The organism is Segatella copri, from assembly GCF_003465495.1.
Lineage (GTDB): Bacteria > Bacteroidota > Bacteroidia > Bacteroidales > Bacteroidaceae > Prevotella > Prevotella copri_G.
Genome location: NZ_QSAV01000003.1, coordinates 33,573 through 49,886 on the forward strand (window position 1 = coordinate 33,573; position 16,314 = coordinate 49,886).

Below are 16,314 nucleotides of genomic sequence, written 5' to 3' on the forward strand. Positions count from 1 at the left end.
ATTCTTGATGATACATCTTATTATTATTAAAGCAAAGGCTTCAAGCCTTCCCATTTCACATTCCAATTGCCATCCTGCGGGAAACCCGGATTAGGATGAATACTGCCATCCCAGCCGGCACACATCATGGCTACAGCCATCAACAAACCGCCATTGCCAGGAAGATAAAGGCGCAAACGGGCATCCTGATAGTTATGACCGCTTACCAGATAAGTATTCTTCTGCTGGTGCATCAGCAAAGCACCTACTGCATTCTCCGGTTCTCCCATGCGGGCAGCTCCCATAGCCATCATCGGATAATCCCAGCCCCAGGAAGTATTCCATTTCCAATTCTTCCAAATCCACTGTTCGGTCTTCTTCATCTTGGCAAAATCAATCATTCTACTATTATATGGGAACAGACCGATAGCGCCCATCGCGGCTGGATGATCACTGAACATACGAACCTTGGTATAGGTATCAGGCTCGGTTTCTGCAGCAAGATATAAACTGTCTTTAGATGCAAGAGGAGAAATCTTAGCTATAATGTCGTCCCAATGTGCATCACGAGCCTTACCTAGGCGTTCACGCCATTCCTGCGCAATTTTCAAGGCACAATGCCACTGACTGAGTTCGAAAGGAGGATTCACGGTTGTTGCAGCAGGTAAGGTTTCCTGGGCAGCAATACAACCACGAAGAATATAACGGTCTTTCTCCTTATCATATTCTGCAAAGTCGCCCATAAATTCAGCGGTTTCATCGACCAACTTCGCATATTTCTGCAAGATGGCAGGCGAAGGATCAGCACGATAAAGCAATTCCGCCAGATAAATCAGGTGTGGCTGTTGCCAAATCAGGAAACTTCCCACACTAGAAGGAGCCTCTCCTGCATCCGGATCGGTCATTTTCATCCATCTTACTCCCTTGAATCCCTGTCGCTGGGCTATCTTGCGGGCATTCGGCTCAGCCTTAAAATACCAGGATAAAGAACGCTCCAACAATTCAGGATGTCCCCACAAGGCAAATTGTGCCTGGTGCCAGAGAATCATCTCCAAATGGAATTTGCCAAACCAGGAATTATAGGTAAGACCGGTTTCCTGAGGAGGAGTTTCACCTGCATCCTGAATAGCCAGCAGGTATTGGCTCAACACTACACGGCGCTCCATCTCCTGAGCACGAGGATCCTTACACTGTCCGAAATCTACCATCGCTCCTTTCTGCCAATAGCGATTCCAATAAGCCTTGGCTGCATCCGCAACCTCAGCAAAAGTCTTGCTCTCAGAAGATATCTGCTCTGCATATTCACAGGTCAACTTCAAGTCAGCAGACTTTGACTGCAGCTGATAGAAGTTCTTGCCTTTCTGCTTGAGTTTAGCTGTACCCTGCCATCTTAACATCACGAAATAGACGGTTTCATCGATAGTTCGTTTCAATACGGCAGAATTCTTATCCTGTGAAACAAGCATTGTGGAATGAAGATGATCTTTATTCCAATCGCAAGCATCATCACAATGACCGCCTGTAGGATAAGCAAAACGGATATCAAATGCAATAGAACCTTTAGACTGGACGTGAGTAGCAATCATATCCAGCTCAGGATGACAAGTGGTCTCCACCTGATAAGCACGACCATGATAAATAAAGCTGCTCTTAATCATTCCATCCCACATGTCCAAAATTTGGTTAACCTGCTGTATATTCTTAGGATCAGACCCCAGAGAAAGTCCCAATGTACCCAAATGCAGACGATGAGGATTGACACGATACCAATCTCCTGCAGCCTTCTTTCTCTTATCTTCCTTAATCTGGGTAGCGTATGGCTCCTTTCTTCCTCTTCCATAGTCATAATAACGCCAACTTTCTTCCGGTTTATAATTCTCAGGATTGGCAAATGAATGCCAGCCCCAATCGCTCATCGTACCCAAAGGAACGCCCTTGGAATAAGACTTAGGGAAAGACTGAAGGCCGGTTCCATCGACAGTCATGGCAAAGCCACCATTACCCACAGACAGAGAATTCAACGAATCCATCGTCACTACATGAGGATTATTCCTCTCTACTACCTGCTTTCTATCTATATTCTGAGCAGAAAGGCTCAAGGAAACCAACAGAAAAGCACTTAAAAATATTCTTTTCATTTGTTTGTTTTTAGGTTGTTTTATGTAAATATAAAAACAATAATTCCCCAATTCCATCATAGAAATGGGGAATCATTATATATAAAAGTTTTTAGAACATCTGAGAAACGCGTTTTACGCCTGCTACAAGCGCATCAACCTCCTCCTTGGTATTGTACAAGGCAAAGCTGGCACGAACAGTTCCCAGAATGCCATAACGGTCCATCAAAGGCTGAGCACAATGATGACCGGTGCGTACAGCGATGCCCAGACGGTCGAGCAAGGTGCCCATATCCATATGATGAATATCACCAACCAAGAAGCTGACAACGGCATCCTTGCCCTCCTGTTCACCAAAAAGTCTGATTCCATCGATGGTTCGCATCTGCTCCATGCAGTAACGGGTGAGTTCCTGCTCGTGCTTGGCAATGTTATCCATGCCGAGCGCTGAAACATAATCGATGGCCTTTGCCAGACCATGGGTAGCTACATAATCAGGAGTACCAGCCTCGAACTTGAAAGGTAACTTCTCGAAAGTAGTCTTTTCGAAACTTACACTCTCAATCATTTCGCCACCGCCCTGATAAGGAGGCAACTTGTCGAGCCATTCTTCCTTGCCGTAAAGCACACCGATACCGGTAGGACCATAAATCTTATGTCCGCTGAAAGCGAAGAAATCGCAATCCATATCCTGTACATCCACAGCAAAATGAGGAGTACTCTGAGCGCCATCCACCATGACAGGCACATCGTGCTCATGAGCAATCTTTATCATCTCTTTTACCGGATTCACCGTACCCAACACGTTGCTTACCTGGGCAATGCTCACGATTTTGGTGCGTTCGGTAAATAAATTGGCGAATTCATCGAGGTTAATCTCACCTTTATCGTTGATAGGGATTACTCGGATGGCGATTCCCTTCTTGGCAGCCTGCAACTGCCAAGGCACGATATTGGAGTGATGCTCCATGGTAGAGATAATCACCTCGTCGCCCTCGCTCATAAAGGCATCGCTGAACGATGAAACCACGAGATTCAGACTTTCGGTAGTACCGCGGGTAAAGATGACTTCCTCAACCTTAGGCGCATTGATAAACTTGCGCACGGTTTCGCGGGCTGCCTCATGAAGGTCGGTAGCCTGCAGAGAGAGATAGTGAACGCCACGATGCACATTGGCATTTACGTTGAGATACTCGTCGCGCATGGCATCGAGCACGCACAATGGCTTCTGCGTGGTTGCCGCATTATCCAGATACACCAATGGCTTATCATAGACCTTTCTCGATAAAATCGGGAAATCTGCTCTTACTTGATTGATATCATACATATTTTTAAGAACTTAACTCCTTTAAAAGGATATTATCTACTTGCAAAGCTTGCAGCCCTCACACTTATTGAGTTCACCACGGAATCGCTTCTCTACGAGATGATGTAGGCGATCACGCAATGGCTCCAGCTCCATCTTGTCGATGACTTCGTTGATAAATGCAAACTGAAGGAGCAACTTAGCCTCCTCGCGGCTCACACCACGCTGCTGCATATAGAACAGGGCGGCATCGTTGAGCTGACCTACAGTACTTCCATGCGCACACTTCACATCATCGGCATAAATCTCTAGCATCGGCTGGGTGAACATACGGGCAGTCTTCGTAGCACAGAGGTTCTGGTTGGTTTCCTGAGAAACAGTTTTCTGGGCACCATGACGAACCAACACTCTACCGGCAAAAGCACCACGTGCCTCACCATCGAGTACATACTTATAAAGCTCGTTGCTGGTACAATGACCCACCTGGTGGTCGATGAGCGTATTGTTATCAACCACCTGGTTCTTGTCGGCAATCACACAACCATTGCAGAAGCACTCAGCTCCCTCGCCCTTGAATACGAGGTCAAGACGGTTGCGGGTGATACCATTATGAAGGGTGATGACGTTATGGTTCACGCGGCTGTTAGCCTGCTGCTCGATATACACGTTGCTGACACGGCGGTTCTTGTAATGAGTCTCCTCCAGACAATAGAGGTCGAGACTGGCATTCTCGCCTACGAATGCCTCGATAACCTGGGTTGCGAGGAAGTTCTTGTCATCGGCTGCATGGTCGCAGAAGAGGAACTTAGCCTCAGCACCCTGTTCCATGACGATGAGAACACGTCGGTTTACCATCAAATCAACATCCGAACGGAGAATATTGATGACCTGAATAGTTCGCTCTACCTTTACATTCTTTGGAACATAAATCAGCAAGCCATCCTGTGCCAGGAATGTATTCAATGCCGTGATGCCATCTTCGTCGGTTTTGGCAATCTTAGCGTAGTATTTCCCGATGAATTCAGGGTTTTCTGCAGCAATCTTGTTCAAAGAATCCACGATTACGCCCTCCGGAAGCTCTACTTTAGGCAAAGCTTTGTTATAAAAAGCATCGTTCACCACGAAGTAGAGCGAAGTGCTCAGGTTAGGCACATCGCAGCGGAAAGCCTCGTATGGATCTACCGGAATTTCCAGACGGTTCAAGTTCAAGCCATAGTCTGGCTCGAAGATGGCGCTCATATCTGTGTACTTGTATCTTTCTACCTTTCGGGAAGGGAAGCCCAAGCGACGGAAGTCCTCAAACGCAGCATCGCGCACCGCATTGAGCACCTCAGCACTGTTCTTCTTGATTATTCTCGAAGAAGACTGATACAAGTCTAAATATTGTTTTTCTGAAAGCATAGCCATCCTCCTAATTATTTCTCATCTACTTCAGCCTTGATCCAGTCGTAGCCACGAGCCTCAATCTCCTTGGCAAGTTCAGGACCGGCAGTCTTCACGATTCTACCCTTATAGAGTACGTGAACCACACTTGGCTTAATCATATCGAGCAGACGCTCATAATGAGTGATGACAATGGCAGATGTCTTGTCGGTATGCATCTTGTTCACACCGTCAGCCACGATACGCATCGCATCCACATCGAGACCAGAGTCGGTTTCATCGAGGATAGAGAGCTTTGGCTCCAGCATAGCCATCTGGAAAATCTCGTTGCGCTTCTTCTCACCACCCGAGAAACCTTCGTTTACTGAACGGCGAGCCAACTTGCTGTCCAATTCCACCAACTCGCGCTTCTCACGCATCAGTTTCATGAATTCGCTTGTATTCAATGGTTCCAAACCCTGATACTCACGCTTGGCATTGATAGCCGCACGCATGAAGTTGGTCATGGATACGCCAGGAATCTCCACCGGATACTGGAAAGAGAGGAACAAGCCTTCACGGGCACGGTCCTCTGGCTTCATATCCAGAAGGTTCTTGCCGTTGAAGATAGCCTCACCCTCGGTTACGGTATAGAGAGGGTTACCTGTGAGCACAGCGCTCAAGGTTGACTTACCGGAACCGTTAGGTCCCATGATAGCATGTATCTCACCATCGTTGATAGTCAGGTTGATACCTTTCAATATTTCTTTGCCTGCAATAGTAGCATGCAGATTCTTTACCTCTAACATATTATTACTTAAAAAATGCGTTCAAAATATTGGAACATAACTCTTCAAAGAAAGATGGTGACTTCTCCCAGCCCCATTGCACAAACAACGAAGGAGGGTCTAGTACCCAAAATGAGCACTCACCTGGTCGTATGACCTTACCCTTCATCTGCGGAAGATAACTCGATGTCTGCATAATGGACTTGGTCAATGTAGGGTCAGACTCATCAACATGACAATATCGACCACAACGAAGATACACATTTTGCTCTTGCTTGCATTTCGCAACAAAAGATGCAACGATGGAATCTTGCTGTGCCGTCAAGCCATTTTTTTGATGATTGAAAAGGTCTTGAGCCGTTAAGTTCAAGCTATCAACTAACAATAACATCAACAACATTCTTTTCATAACCACCTCTCTTTCTTATTATTCTTAGCCAACGGTGCCTTCGAGTGAAACACTGAGGAGTTTCTGAGCCTCTACGGCAAACTCCATAGGCAACTTGTTGAGCACATCCTTGGCATAACCGTTTACGATCAAGCCGACAGCCTCCTCGGTAGGAATGCCTCGCTGATTGCAATAGAAGAGCTGGTCTTCTGAAATCTTCGAGGTAGTTGCCTCATGCTCGAACACGGCTGTGTCGTTATGGGCATCCATATATGGGAAAGTATGTGCTCCACAATCGCTACCCAGCAACAAGGAGTCGCAGGAACTGTAGTTGCGTGCATTGTCGGCATTGGATGTGGCACGAACCAGACCACGATAGGAGTTCTGGCTATGACCTGCCGAGATACCCTTCGAGATGATAGTACTCTTGGTGTTCTTACCCATGTGAATCATCTTGGTACCGGTATCGGCCTCCTGATAGTTGTTGGTAACAGCTACGCTGTAGAACTCTGCCACGGAGTTGTCGCCACGCAAGATACAGGAAGGATACTTCCAGGTAATCGCAGAACCCGTCTCTACCTGAGTCCAGCTCAACTTAGAGTTCACACCGCGCAAGTCGCCTCGCTTGGTTACCAGGTTCAGCACACCACCCTTACCATGCTCATCACCAGGATACCAGTTCTGAACAGTAGAGTATTTCACCTCAGCATTATCCTTGACGATAATCTCTACGATAGCCGCATGGAGCTGGTTCTCATCACGCATTGGCGCTGTACATCCCTCCAGGTAAGAAACGTAGGCATCATCATCGGCGATGATCAATGTACGCTCAAACTGACCGGTGTTACGGGCATTGATGCGGAAGTAACTGCTCAACTCCATCGGACAGCGGACACCCTTAGGAATATAGACGAATGAGCCATCACTGAATACGCAACTGTTCAAGGCTGCATAAAAGTTATCACGATAAGGAACTACGGTTCCCAGATACTCTCTTACCAAATCAGGATGCTCCTTCACAGCCTCACCGATACTGCAGAAGATGACGCCCTTTTCACGGAGTTTCTCCTTGAAAGTAGTCTTTACCGACACAGAGTCCATGATGGCATCCACGGCAGTGCCGCTCAAAGCCAAGCGCTCCTCCAGAGGAATACCAAGTTTATCGAATGTCTTCTCCAGCTCAGGATCAATCTCCTTATTCTTCGGCTTCTTTGCCAAAGGGTCGGCATAGTATGAAATCTCCTGGTAGTCAATAGGTGGCACGTGAACGTGTCCCCACTTTGGCTCCTTGAGCGTCTTCCAGTAATTGTAGGCTTTCAGACGAAATTCGAGCATCCAGTCTGGCTCTCCCTTCTTCTGCGAGATCAGGCGCACAACATCCTCGTTGAGACCCTTTTCTATGATTTCAGTATGTACATCGGTGGTAAAACCATACTCGTATTTCTGGTCTATCACATCCTTGACAACCTGATTCTGTTCTTTCTCTATTTCTGCCATTGTTATTTAGAATAACCTTTCGTTATTTTAACCCTAAATAGGGATAAGCCGCTGAGGACTCATCCCTACCTTATTATATATATGATAGAGCGAAAAACAAATGATTTCTTCACTTTTCGTTCTTCACTCTTCACTTTATTAAAGCTTCTGCTCTACCTCGATCTCAGTGAAGGTCTCGATAACGTCGCCCTCCTGAATATCGTTGTAGTTGACGAGGCTCAAACCGCATTCCATACCGGTAACCACCTCCTTGACATCGTCCTTGTAACGCTTCAAGGCACCGATTTCTGCAGTACGTATCACGATACCGTCACGGATGACGCGAGCCTTATCCTTAGCGTGTACCTTACCCTCGGTAACGAGACCACCGGCAATAGTACCCACCTTAGAAATCTTGAAGGTTTGCTTAACCTCAACCTGACCGGTAACGATTTCCTTCTTCACCTTGTCGAGCATACCAACCATCGCACTCTTGATATCGTCGATAGCATCGTAGATGATAGAGTATGTGTTGATTTCAACACCCTCACGGTCGGCAGCCTTGCGAGCATCGGCAGATGGACGAACCTGGAAACCAACGATGACTGCATCTGATGCAGATGCCAGCATCACGTCGTTCTCAGAAATCTGACCCACAGCCTTGTTCACCACGTTCACCTGAACCTTCTCGGTAGAAAGCTTGATGAATGAGTCGCTCAAAGCCTCAACAGAACCATCGGTATCACCCTTCACGATGACGTTCAACTCATGGAACTCACCACGTGCGATACGGTGAGAGATATCACCCAGGGTCAAGCGCTTCTGAGTACGCAAGCCCTGCTCACGCTGCAACTGCTCACGCTTGTTGGCGATTTCGCGAGCCTCCTGCTCAGTCTCGATTACGTGGAACTGGTCACCTGCAGTAGGCGCACCGTTCAAACCGAGGATGATAGCTGGCTCAGCAGGAGCTGCTGACTTGATGTTGGCATTACGCTCATTGAACATCGCCTTAACACGACCCCAAGAAGTACCGGCGAGTACGATGTCGCCAACCTTCAAGGTACCGTTGGCTACCAATACGGTAGAAACATATCCACGACCCTTGTCGAGAGAAGACTCGATGATGGTACCTGTAGCACGACGGTTAGGGTTAGCCTTCAGGTCGAGCATGTCAGCCTCGAGGAGCACCTTGTCGAGCAAATCGTGAACACCGATACCCTTCTTGGCACTGATTTCCTGGCACTGATACTTACCACCCCACTCCTCAACGAGCAGGTTCATGTTAGCCAAGTCCTCACGGATACGGTCTGGGTTAGCACCTGGCTTATCAATCTTGTTGATTGCGAATACCATAGGCACACCGGCAGCCTGGGCATGAGCGATAGCCTCCTTGGTAGTAGGCATCACAGAGTCATCGGCTGCGATGATGATGATGGCGATATCGGTAGCCTGGGCACCACGGGCACGCATGGCGGTAAACGCCTCGTGGCCTGGAGTATCAAGGAAGGTTACCTTGCGACCGCTTTTCAGGGTCACACTATAGGCACCGATATGCTGGGTAATACCACCTGCCTCACCGGCAATCACATTGGTATTGCGGATATAGTCGAGCAAAGAGGTCTTACCATGGTCTACGTGACCCATGACGGTTACGATTGGAGCACGTGGAACCAAGTCGTTCTCATCATCCACTTCCTCGCTCACGGCCTCCTGAACCTCGGCACTCACGTATTCGGTCTTGAAACCGAACTCCTCAGCTACCATGTTGATGGTCTCTGCATCCAGGCGCTGGTTGATAGATACCATGATACCTACGCCCATCAGCGTAGAGATAACCTGAGTAACGCTGATATCCATCATCGTAGCCAACTCGCTAACGGTAACGAACTCAGTAAGTTTCAGGGTCTTGCTTTCCTTCTGCTCCTGACGAGCCTGATCCTGCAACTTCTCCTGAACAGCCTCACGCTTCTCCTTACGGTACTTAGCACCCTTCTTGTTCTGACTCTTGCTGGTCAAACGTGCAAGAGTCTCCTTAACCTGGCGTGCTACAGCCTCGTCATCAACCTCGATCTGGCGCTGGTTGCCGCGGTTGTTGTTATTGCCGCGATTATTATTGTTATTATTTCTGTTGCGGTTTTTGTTCTTCTTGTTATTACCGCCGTTGTTGCCATTACCTCCGCCATTATTCTTAGCTTCGGCATTGATGTCAACACGTTCTTTGTTGATACGAACACGCTTTTTGCGCTCATTGTGCTGTTGAGCCATTTTCTCCTCACGTTCCTTGCGGCGCTCCTCCTTGGTTTTCTTCTTAGGACGAGTGCTCTGGTTGAGAGAAGACAAATCTATCTTGCCCAACACCTTAGGCTCATTAGCAGTAAACTTCTTCTCACTCTTGAGAGTAAACACGCTGTTGTCTGCTGCGCCAGCAGAATGCTGTGCAGTTTCATTCTTAGCATGATGATGCTCTTTCTTTCCCTGAGGAGCATTCTGCTTATTCATCTGAGCGTTTGACTGCTGTGATTTCTGATGATTTTCCTGTTTCATTTGCTGTTTATGCTGAGAAGCCTGTTGTGGCTTCTGTTCCTTCTTTTGCTCAGCCTTAGGAGCGTCTTTCTTCTGCTCAGGACTGACGGCAGCAGTCTCAGGCTTATCCGCAACAGACTCTGCAGCAGGCTTCTTACCGATATTGTCCAAGTCAATCTTTCCCAGCGGCTTATACTGCTGCTGTCCATTAGACTCCAACAAGCTTTCAGCGCGATTGTCCTTCTGCTCTGGCGCACGCTTCTTATCTTTTGCTTTTTTGGTAAAGAGTTTCTCAGCCTGATCACGAACCTCTCTGTCCTGACTGAAGGCATCATTCAATGCCTTGTATTGCTGGTCGGTGAGTTTGAAGCTCGGTTCTGCCTTGACATCTCCCAGGTCTTTTCTTTTCTCTAGGAATTCAACTGCCGTCTGAAGTCCTATATTTAATTCACGTAGTGCTTTATTTAATCTGATGCTCATAAATTATTTATTCTCCTATTTTTAAAGTTAGATTCCCTGCAAGCACTCGCTGGCAAGGGAATTATTGTTCGAATTCGGCGCGCAACACGCTGAGTACATGATCAACGGTCTCCTCTTCGAGGTCGGCCTTCTCAATCAGCAAGTTGCGAGGTGCATTGAGTACCTGCTTGGCAGTATCAAGACCGATGCCCTTGATAGCATCGATAACCCACTGGTCAATCTCATCAGAGAACTCATCCAAGTAGATATCCTCATCGGCCTCATTCTCGTCTACCTCACGGAATACGTCGATGGTATATTCTGTAAGCATAGAAGCCAGTTTGATGTTCATACCGCCACGGCCGATAGCCAAACTAACTTCCTCAGGCTGCAAGTAAACCTCTGCTTTCTTGTTCTCATCATCAACATTGATTGAAGAAACCTTGGCTGGAGCCAACGCACGCTGAATGAAGAGCTTGGTATTGCTTGAGTAGTTGATGACATCGAGATTCTCGTTGCAAAGTTCGCGAACGATACCATGAACGCGGCTACCCTTAACACCTACACATGCGCCAACCGGGTCGATACGCTCATCGAATGTTTCAACAGCAATCTTAGCACGCTCTCCCGGAAGACGGGCGATACGGCGGATTGCAATCAGACCGTCTGCAATCTCAGGAACCTCAGCCTCCAACAGGCGCTGCAGGAAGATTGGAGCAGTACGGCTCAAGATAATCTTTGGATTATTGTTCTCGTTGTCTACACGAAGGATGACCGCACGAACAGTCTCACCCTTGCGGTAAGTATCACCAGGAATCTGCTCAGTCTTAGGCAACATGAGCTCGTTGTTCTCATCATCTACAATCAGAACCTCGCGCTTCCAAACCTGATAAACCTCACCAGAGATAACCTGACCTACGCGATCCTTGTATTTGTTGTAGAGTGAATCATGCTCCAACTCAAGAATCTTGGAAGCCAAAGTCTGACGAAGAGTCAAGATGGCACGACGACCAAACTTATTGAAGTCAACCGTCTCACTTACATCCTCACCAACCTCGTAATCCGGCTCAATCTTACGAGCCTCAGAAAGTGTAATTTCCTTATTTTCATCTTCAACTTCGCCATCAGCAACAACAATACGGTTGCGATAAATTTCGAAGTCACCCTTGTCAGGGTTCACGATGACATCAAAGTTTTCGTCACTACCAAAAATCTTGGCAAGTACATTACGGAAGCTCTCCTCCAATACACTTACCAATGTAGTACGGTCGATATTCTTTGTTTCTTTAAACTCGCGGAATGTATCAATCATACTCGCTGTCAATTCTTGCTCTTTTTTAGCCATAACTTAATTGAAACTAATTATGTATTTTGTATATTTTACTTTATCCATCTGGTAAACGTGATCAACCTCCTGCTTAACCGGACGTTTTTTACCTTCAACCTTTACCTTTTCTTCAACGCCAACTGTGAAGTCATTTCCTTCAACAGCTTTCAAGATACCCTTCACCTTCTTGCCGTCGGCATCAAGCACCTCTACCTCCTTGCCAATGAAATTGATATACTGCTGCGGAACTTTGAACGGTTGACCCAAGCCTGCAGAGCCAACTTCGAGCTCATAGTCTTCCTCGTCACGGTTCAAATGATCCTCAATATACTTACTCAAGGCAACACAATCCTCAATCCATACTCCATCGGCATGGTCAATCTCAACAACGATTCTATCGTCGGGACTGATTTCAATGCTTACCAAGAAATATTCCTTATCTTGGAGCCATTCTTCAACTAATTTTTTTACGACGTTTTTATCAATCATATATACCTTATTAAAATAAAATGAGGAACTCTTGTGAGCCCCTCATTCCACTGAACGTTGCAAAATTACAAATATTTTTGTGATTAGCCAAAAAAAATGCAACTTTTTATTCGCGACGTGCACATTTTTAATCGATTGTGCACGTTTTTGTACTTATTTCTTCACAGGATGCAGTATTTTTTCGTATTCTGATGGAGAATTCAGCAATTTTACTGCTTCCTTAATCTGCTTGTCGTAACGCATGGAATTCTGGATGGCACCGCGCTGGAAATAATAGGCAGAAACGATGTCATTTTCCAACAGATGCTTGATGTAATCCTTGTTATAATCCAGATCCTTTGCCACATTATGGCTCAGCTTTTTCTTCAAAGCCTCAAACTCTGCCTTGGCATCATCGTAGTAGCCTTCAAACTTAGCGAGTTTTTCCAAGTCCTTGAGATACTTTTCTGTTTCACGGTCGTACTGGAAGTTAGCCTTCAACACGCGTGTCTTGAATTCATCATAGTCGGCATCGGTCAGCGAGAATTCCTTCGCAGGAGCAATAGCAGGATGCTTGGCGATATAATCAACCTCATAATTAAGCATCACCTCATTACTATCGCGGGCACCAGCCAGATAGAAGGCAATGTTTGGCAAAGAATCAGGCTTTACTTCTACATCCGGCTTCACACCACCTCCATCTCTCACTTCTCTGCCACCTGCGGTATAGAACACCTTGGTAAGAGAGTCGGGAACATGCTCCACATAACCGCCCTTATCGTGCTTATAGTTGAGTGCCTGAACGCATCGACCGCTAGGAATGAAATATTTAGCAGTAGTGAGTTTCACCTGTCCGTTATAAGGCAAATCCATGGTAGTCTGCACCAATCCCTTTCCATACGTGCGCGTGCCTAATATTACAGCACGGTCATAATCCTGCAGACTGCCGCTCATGATTTCACTGGCACTGGCAGAATTCTCGTTCACCAATACCACCATCGGCATAACGGAATCTATCGGTTCAACCGTGGTCTTATAAACATGATTAGAACGCTGCAACTTTCCCTTCATCTCCAAGACTGTCTTACCTTTAGGCAAGAACATATTGATGATACTGACCGCTTCGGTAACAGAACCACCACCATTATTACGCAGATCGAAGACAAGGCTAGTGGCTCCTTGCTTTCTCAAATCGATGAAAGCACGACGCACTTCCTTGGCAGACTGCTCGGTAAAGGAATTGAAGTTGATGTAACCGATGTTACCCTCCAACATGCCATAATAAGGCAAGAACGGCAACTGGATGGTACGGCGTGTTACCTTCACCTTCATCGTCTTGCCTGTACTTGGACGCTTAACTTTCAGCATGAAAGAAGAACCCGGTTCACCACGAAGATGATCGCTGACATAGCTCACCTCCTTATTGGTCATATCCTCATCATCAATACTCAGGATGATGTCACCCTTCTTCAGTCCCACTTCTGCAGCAGGCATATTCTCGTAAGGCTCGCTGACACAGACGCGCTGCAACTGGAAATTATAGCGTATCACCGCACCTACACCCGCATACTTGCCGGTGAGCAGATTCTTGAGTTCCTTCATCTTCTGCTCAGGATAATAGGTAGTATAAGGGTCGAGACTACGCAACATGGCATTGATACCATTTCCGACCACAACTTCAGCATCGAGCGTATCAACATACATCAAATCGAGATTCTTGTAGATGGCATTGAATATTTCCATATTCTTTGCGGCTTTGAAGTCATGATCTTTGTCAACCTGGGCAAAAGTAGGAACCGCCAGGAGCACCATAAGCAAGGAGAACAGTATTCTTTTCATTGTTACCTTATTTAATTGTATATGATTCAACTTATTGGTTATTTCCTCCCCTCTTCACGGCATTCGCCCTCGGGAGAAGATTTCGACCACAAAAGTACTCATTTCTTTGCGAAAAACACCATAAAATAGGCAAAAAGTGGCACAAAGATAAGAAAAAATACACTTTTTTAGGGAAAAAGCGAAAAAAGTCAGCAAAAAATTTGGCAGAATGAAGAAAAGTTAGTACTTTTGCACACGCAAATAAGGAACGTCATGTTCTTTACAGAAAAAACGCTTCAATAGCTCAGTTGGTTAGAGCACCTGACTGTTAATCAGGGGGTCGTTGGTTCAAGCCCATCTTGAAGCGCAAGAGAGTTTCAGGTTAGCCTCGCAACTCATCTTCTTTCATAGCAAATTGCTTCAATAGCTCAGTTGGTTAGAGCACCTGACTGTTAATCAGGGGGTCGTTGGTTCAAGCCCATCTTGAAGCGCAGAAAAGAGTCGCAAGTTTTACTTGTGACTCTTTTTGTTTATCCACATTTTATCCCACTTTGCATTCTCCATTCCCATTTACAAATACTATATCCGGCAATAACCAGAGAAAGCAAATCGGGTAGGAGGTAAATGTTACTCATAAGAGGCATTTACCTCCTACTTTCGCATTCACCGACCTCCCACACCACCGTACGTGCGGTTCCGCATACGGCGGTTCCTACTTTGGGTGCCATTCGAGATACGAACCCATCAGCGTGACATACCCTGTCTTACGAAGACTATCATTGCTGATAGCCATTTTCAAAATAGGACTGTCTGCTACACGCCAATACCCAAGACGGCTGTTGCCCCACATATAGGCTTGGTATTTATCTATACCACACCTTACGAGGTTGGCAATCCTCGTCTTGACTCTCTTCCAAGACTTCCATATACACATGCGTATTCGTCTGCGCAGCCATTTGTCCGTTTCAAGGAGCAGTTGCTTCATATTTGCAAGATGATAGTACCCCACCCATCCTCGTATGTATTCCTCTAGCTTTTGCTTCCATTTTTCATATCCCCATCCATTGCTCCGATTCGTAAGTTCCTTTAGTTTGGCTTTCATCTTTGCTTTGGATTTGGGATGCACAGTCAGTTGGCATTTGCCTTTGGATACATAGAAGGAGTAGCCGAGGTATTTCACACCACGCACATACGAGACGACCGTCTTCTCCTTGTTCACCTTGAGGTATAGTTTACCTTCTATGAACTTGGTGATGGACTCCTTGACTCGCATTGCTGCTCGCTTGGACTTACAAAATATCATTGAGTCATCGGCATAACGAACAAAGGGGAGACCTCTGCGTTCGAGTTCCTTGTCCAACTCGTTGAGCATGATGTTGCTCAGCAGTGGACTCAACGGTCCTCCTTGGGGAGTTCCCTCCTCACTTGCCTCGAACAAGCCCTTGTTTATCACACCGCTGCGAAGATATTTGTGTATAAGGCTGACAACCCTCCCATCCTTGATGGTTCGGCTTAGGATTTCTATGAGTTTGCTATGACTCACCGTGTCGAAGAAGCGTTCCAAGTCTAAATCGACAACGTATATATAGCCATTGTCGATTATCTTCTGCGCTCCCCTAAGTGCATCGTGGCATCCTCGCCTTGGGCGGAAGCCGTAACTTCGTGACGAGAACTGTCGCTCATAGATGGGTGTCAAGGTTTGGTTGATGGCTTGTTGCACCAATCGGTCAACCACGGTGGGGATGCCCAACAGGCGCTTCTTGCCATTGTCCTTCGGTATCTCTACTCGACGGACTGGGTTCGGACGGTATGAGCCGTCCTGCAAGGAACGTATCAGAGAATCCTTGTTAGCCAAGAGCCAAGGGAGGAGTTCCTCACAAGACATCTTGTCGATACCGCCGCATCCCTTGTTGCGAACCACCGCTTTGTAGGCTTGGTTCAGGTTATCGGGACTAAGGGTTCGCTCCAACAAGTGCTCCTTGTCGAATGGTACTTCCACGATGTTGTCTTCACACATCCACATGAAAGTCTGCGCTCCCCCATACCATTCGGATTCCGTCCTAGCTCTTTGGGGGCAGCCATTAACTTTTGCCAATGTTTTCTGCGTTCTTACTTTCATAAGGTATGTTTCAATTACTATCGTTTAATATAGGTTCTGTCCTTCATGCGCTATATCGAAAAGCACACTACTATGACATCTGCTGACTTCTCACGGCTAGCTTTACTCCTTGCCTTTCGCAACATAGCTATTCGACAAGTCCGTGAGACCTCCTCGGATAAGGGCATTGTCTTTCCATCTTATA

Annotated in this window: 11 protein-coding genes and 2 tRNA genes; 2 read left to right on the plus strand and 11 right to left on the minus strand. The window is 46.6% G+C overall.

The features are described 5' to 3' along the window. Positions 1–26: 26 nt before the first annotated feature. The 10 genes from DWV53_RS01305 to DWV53_RS01350 all read right to left on the minus strand — a co-directional run bounded on the left by DWV53_RS01305 (position 27) and on the right by DWV53_RS01350 (position 14,032). Positions 27–2,117: a hypothetical protein gene (locus tag DWV53_RS01305; protein ID WP_118151119.1), complete on the minus strand. Its 2,091-nt coding sequence runs from the start codon at positions 2,115–2,117 to the stop codon at positions 27–29. Positions 2,118–2,208: 91 nt separating this feature from the next. Beyond that, positions 2,209–3,423: a cysteine desulfurase gene (locus DWV53_RS01310; RefSeq protein ID WP_118151121.1), complete on the minus strand. Its 1,215-nt coding sequence runs from the start codon at positions 3,421–3,423 to the stop codon at positions 2,209–2,211. Positions 3,424–3,459: 36 nt separating this feature from the next. Beyond that, on the minus strand, positions 3,460–4,803 hold the full coding sequence (gene sufD / locus DWV53_RS01315) for a Fe-S cluster assembly protein SufD (RefSeq protein WP_118151238.1): 1,344 nt from the start codon (positions 4,801–4,803) through the stop codon (positions 3,460–3,462). A 14-nt stretch (positions 4,804–4,817) separates the two neighbouring features. Beyond that, on the minus strand, positions 4,818–5,573 hold the full coding sequence (sufC, locus tag DWV53_RS01320; RefSeq protein ID WP_022120772.1) for a Fe-S cluster assembly ATPase SufC: 756 nt from the start codon (positions 5,571–5,573) through the stop codon (positions 4,818–4,820). A gap of 4 nt (positions 5,574–5,577) precedes the next feature. After that, positions 5,578–5,961 carry a hypothetical protein gene (locus tag DWV53_RS01325; protein WP_147468714.1) on the minus strand — a complete coding sequence of 128 codons (384 nt, stop codon included), beginning with the start codon at positions 5,959–5,961 and terminating at the stop codon, positions 5,578–5,580. Positions 5,962–5,985: 24 nt separating this feature from the next. Next, a complete protein-coding gene (sufB, locus tag DWV53_RS01330; RefSeq protein ID WP_022120773.1) occupies positions 5,986–7,437 on the minus strand; it encodes a Fe-S cluster assembly protein SufB in 1,452 nt (483 codons plus the stop codon). Between the two features lie 138 nt (positions 7,438–7,575). Then, entirely contained in the window at positions 7,576–10,419 is a 2,844-nt protein-coding gene (gene infB / locus DWV53_RS01335; RefSeq protein WP_118151125.1) for a translation initiation factor IF-2, read from the minus strand. A gap of 61 nt (positions 10,420–10,480) precedes the next feature. Next, positions 10,481–11,743 (minus strand): transcription termination factor NusA, encoded by a 1,263-nt coding sequence (nusA, locus tag DWV53_RS01340; RefSeq protein ID WP_022120775.1) that lies wholly within the window; start codon positions 11,741–11,743, stop codon positions 10,481–10,483. Positions 11,744–11,746: 3 nt separating this feature from the next. Then, positions 11,747–12,214, minus strand: a complete 468-nt coding sequence (gene rimP, locus DWV53_RS01345) for a ribosome assembly cofactor RimP (protein WP_006849190.1) — start codon at positions 12,212–12,214, stop codon at positions 11,747–11,749. A 153-nt stretch (positions 12,215–12,367) separates the two neighbouring features. After that, a complete protein-coding gene (locus DWV53_RS01350; RefSeq protein ID WP_118151127.1) occupies positions 12,368–14,032 on the minus strand; it encodes a S41 family peptidase in 1,665 nt (554 codons plus the stop codon). 272 nt (positions 14,033–14,304) lie between these two features. On the opposite strand from DWV53_RS01350, the gene DWV53_RS01360 reads away from it, so the two are divergent. Both DWV53_RS01360 and DWV53_RS01365 read left to right on the plus strand, forming a co-directional pair. Further along, positions 14,305–14,378, plus strand: a tRNA-Asn gene (locus tag DWV53_RS01360). Positions 14,379–14,428: 50 nt separating this feature from the next. Then, positions 14,429–14,502 (plus strand) — tRNA-Asn (locus DWV53_RS01365). A 221-nt stretch (positions 14,503–14,723) separates the two neighbouring features. On the opposite strand, the gene ltrA is transcribed toward DWV53_RS01365, so the two are convergent. After that, on the minus strand, positions 14,724–16,130 hold the full coding sequence (gene ltrA, locus DWV53_RS01370; protein ID WP_118151131.1) for a group II intron reverse transcriptase/maturase: 1,407 nt from the start codon (positions 16,128–16,130) through the stop codon (positions 14,724–14,726). Positions 16,131–16,314: the final 184 nt, after the last annotated feature.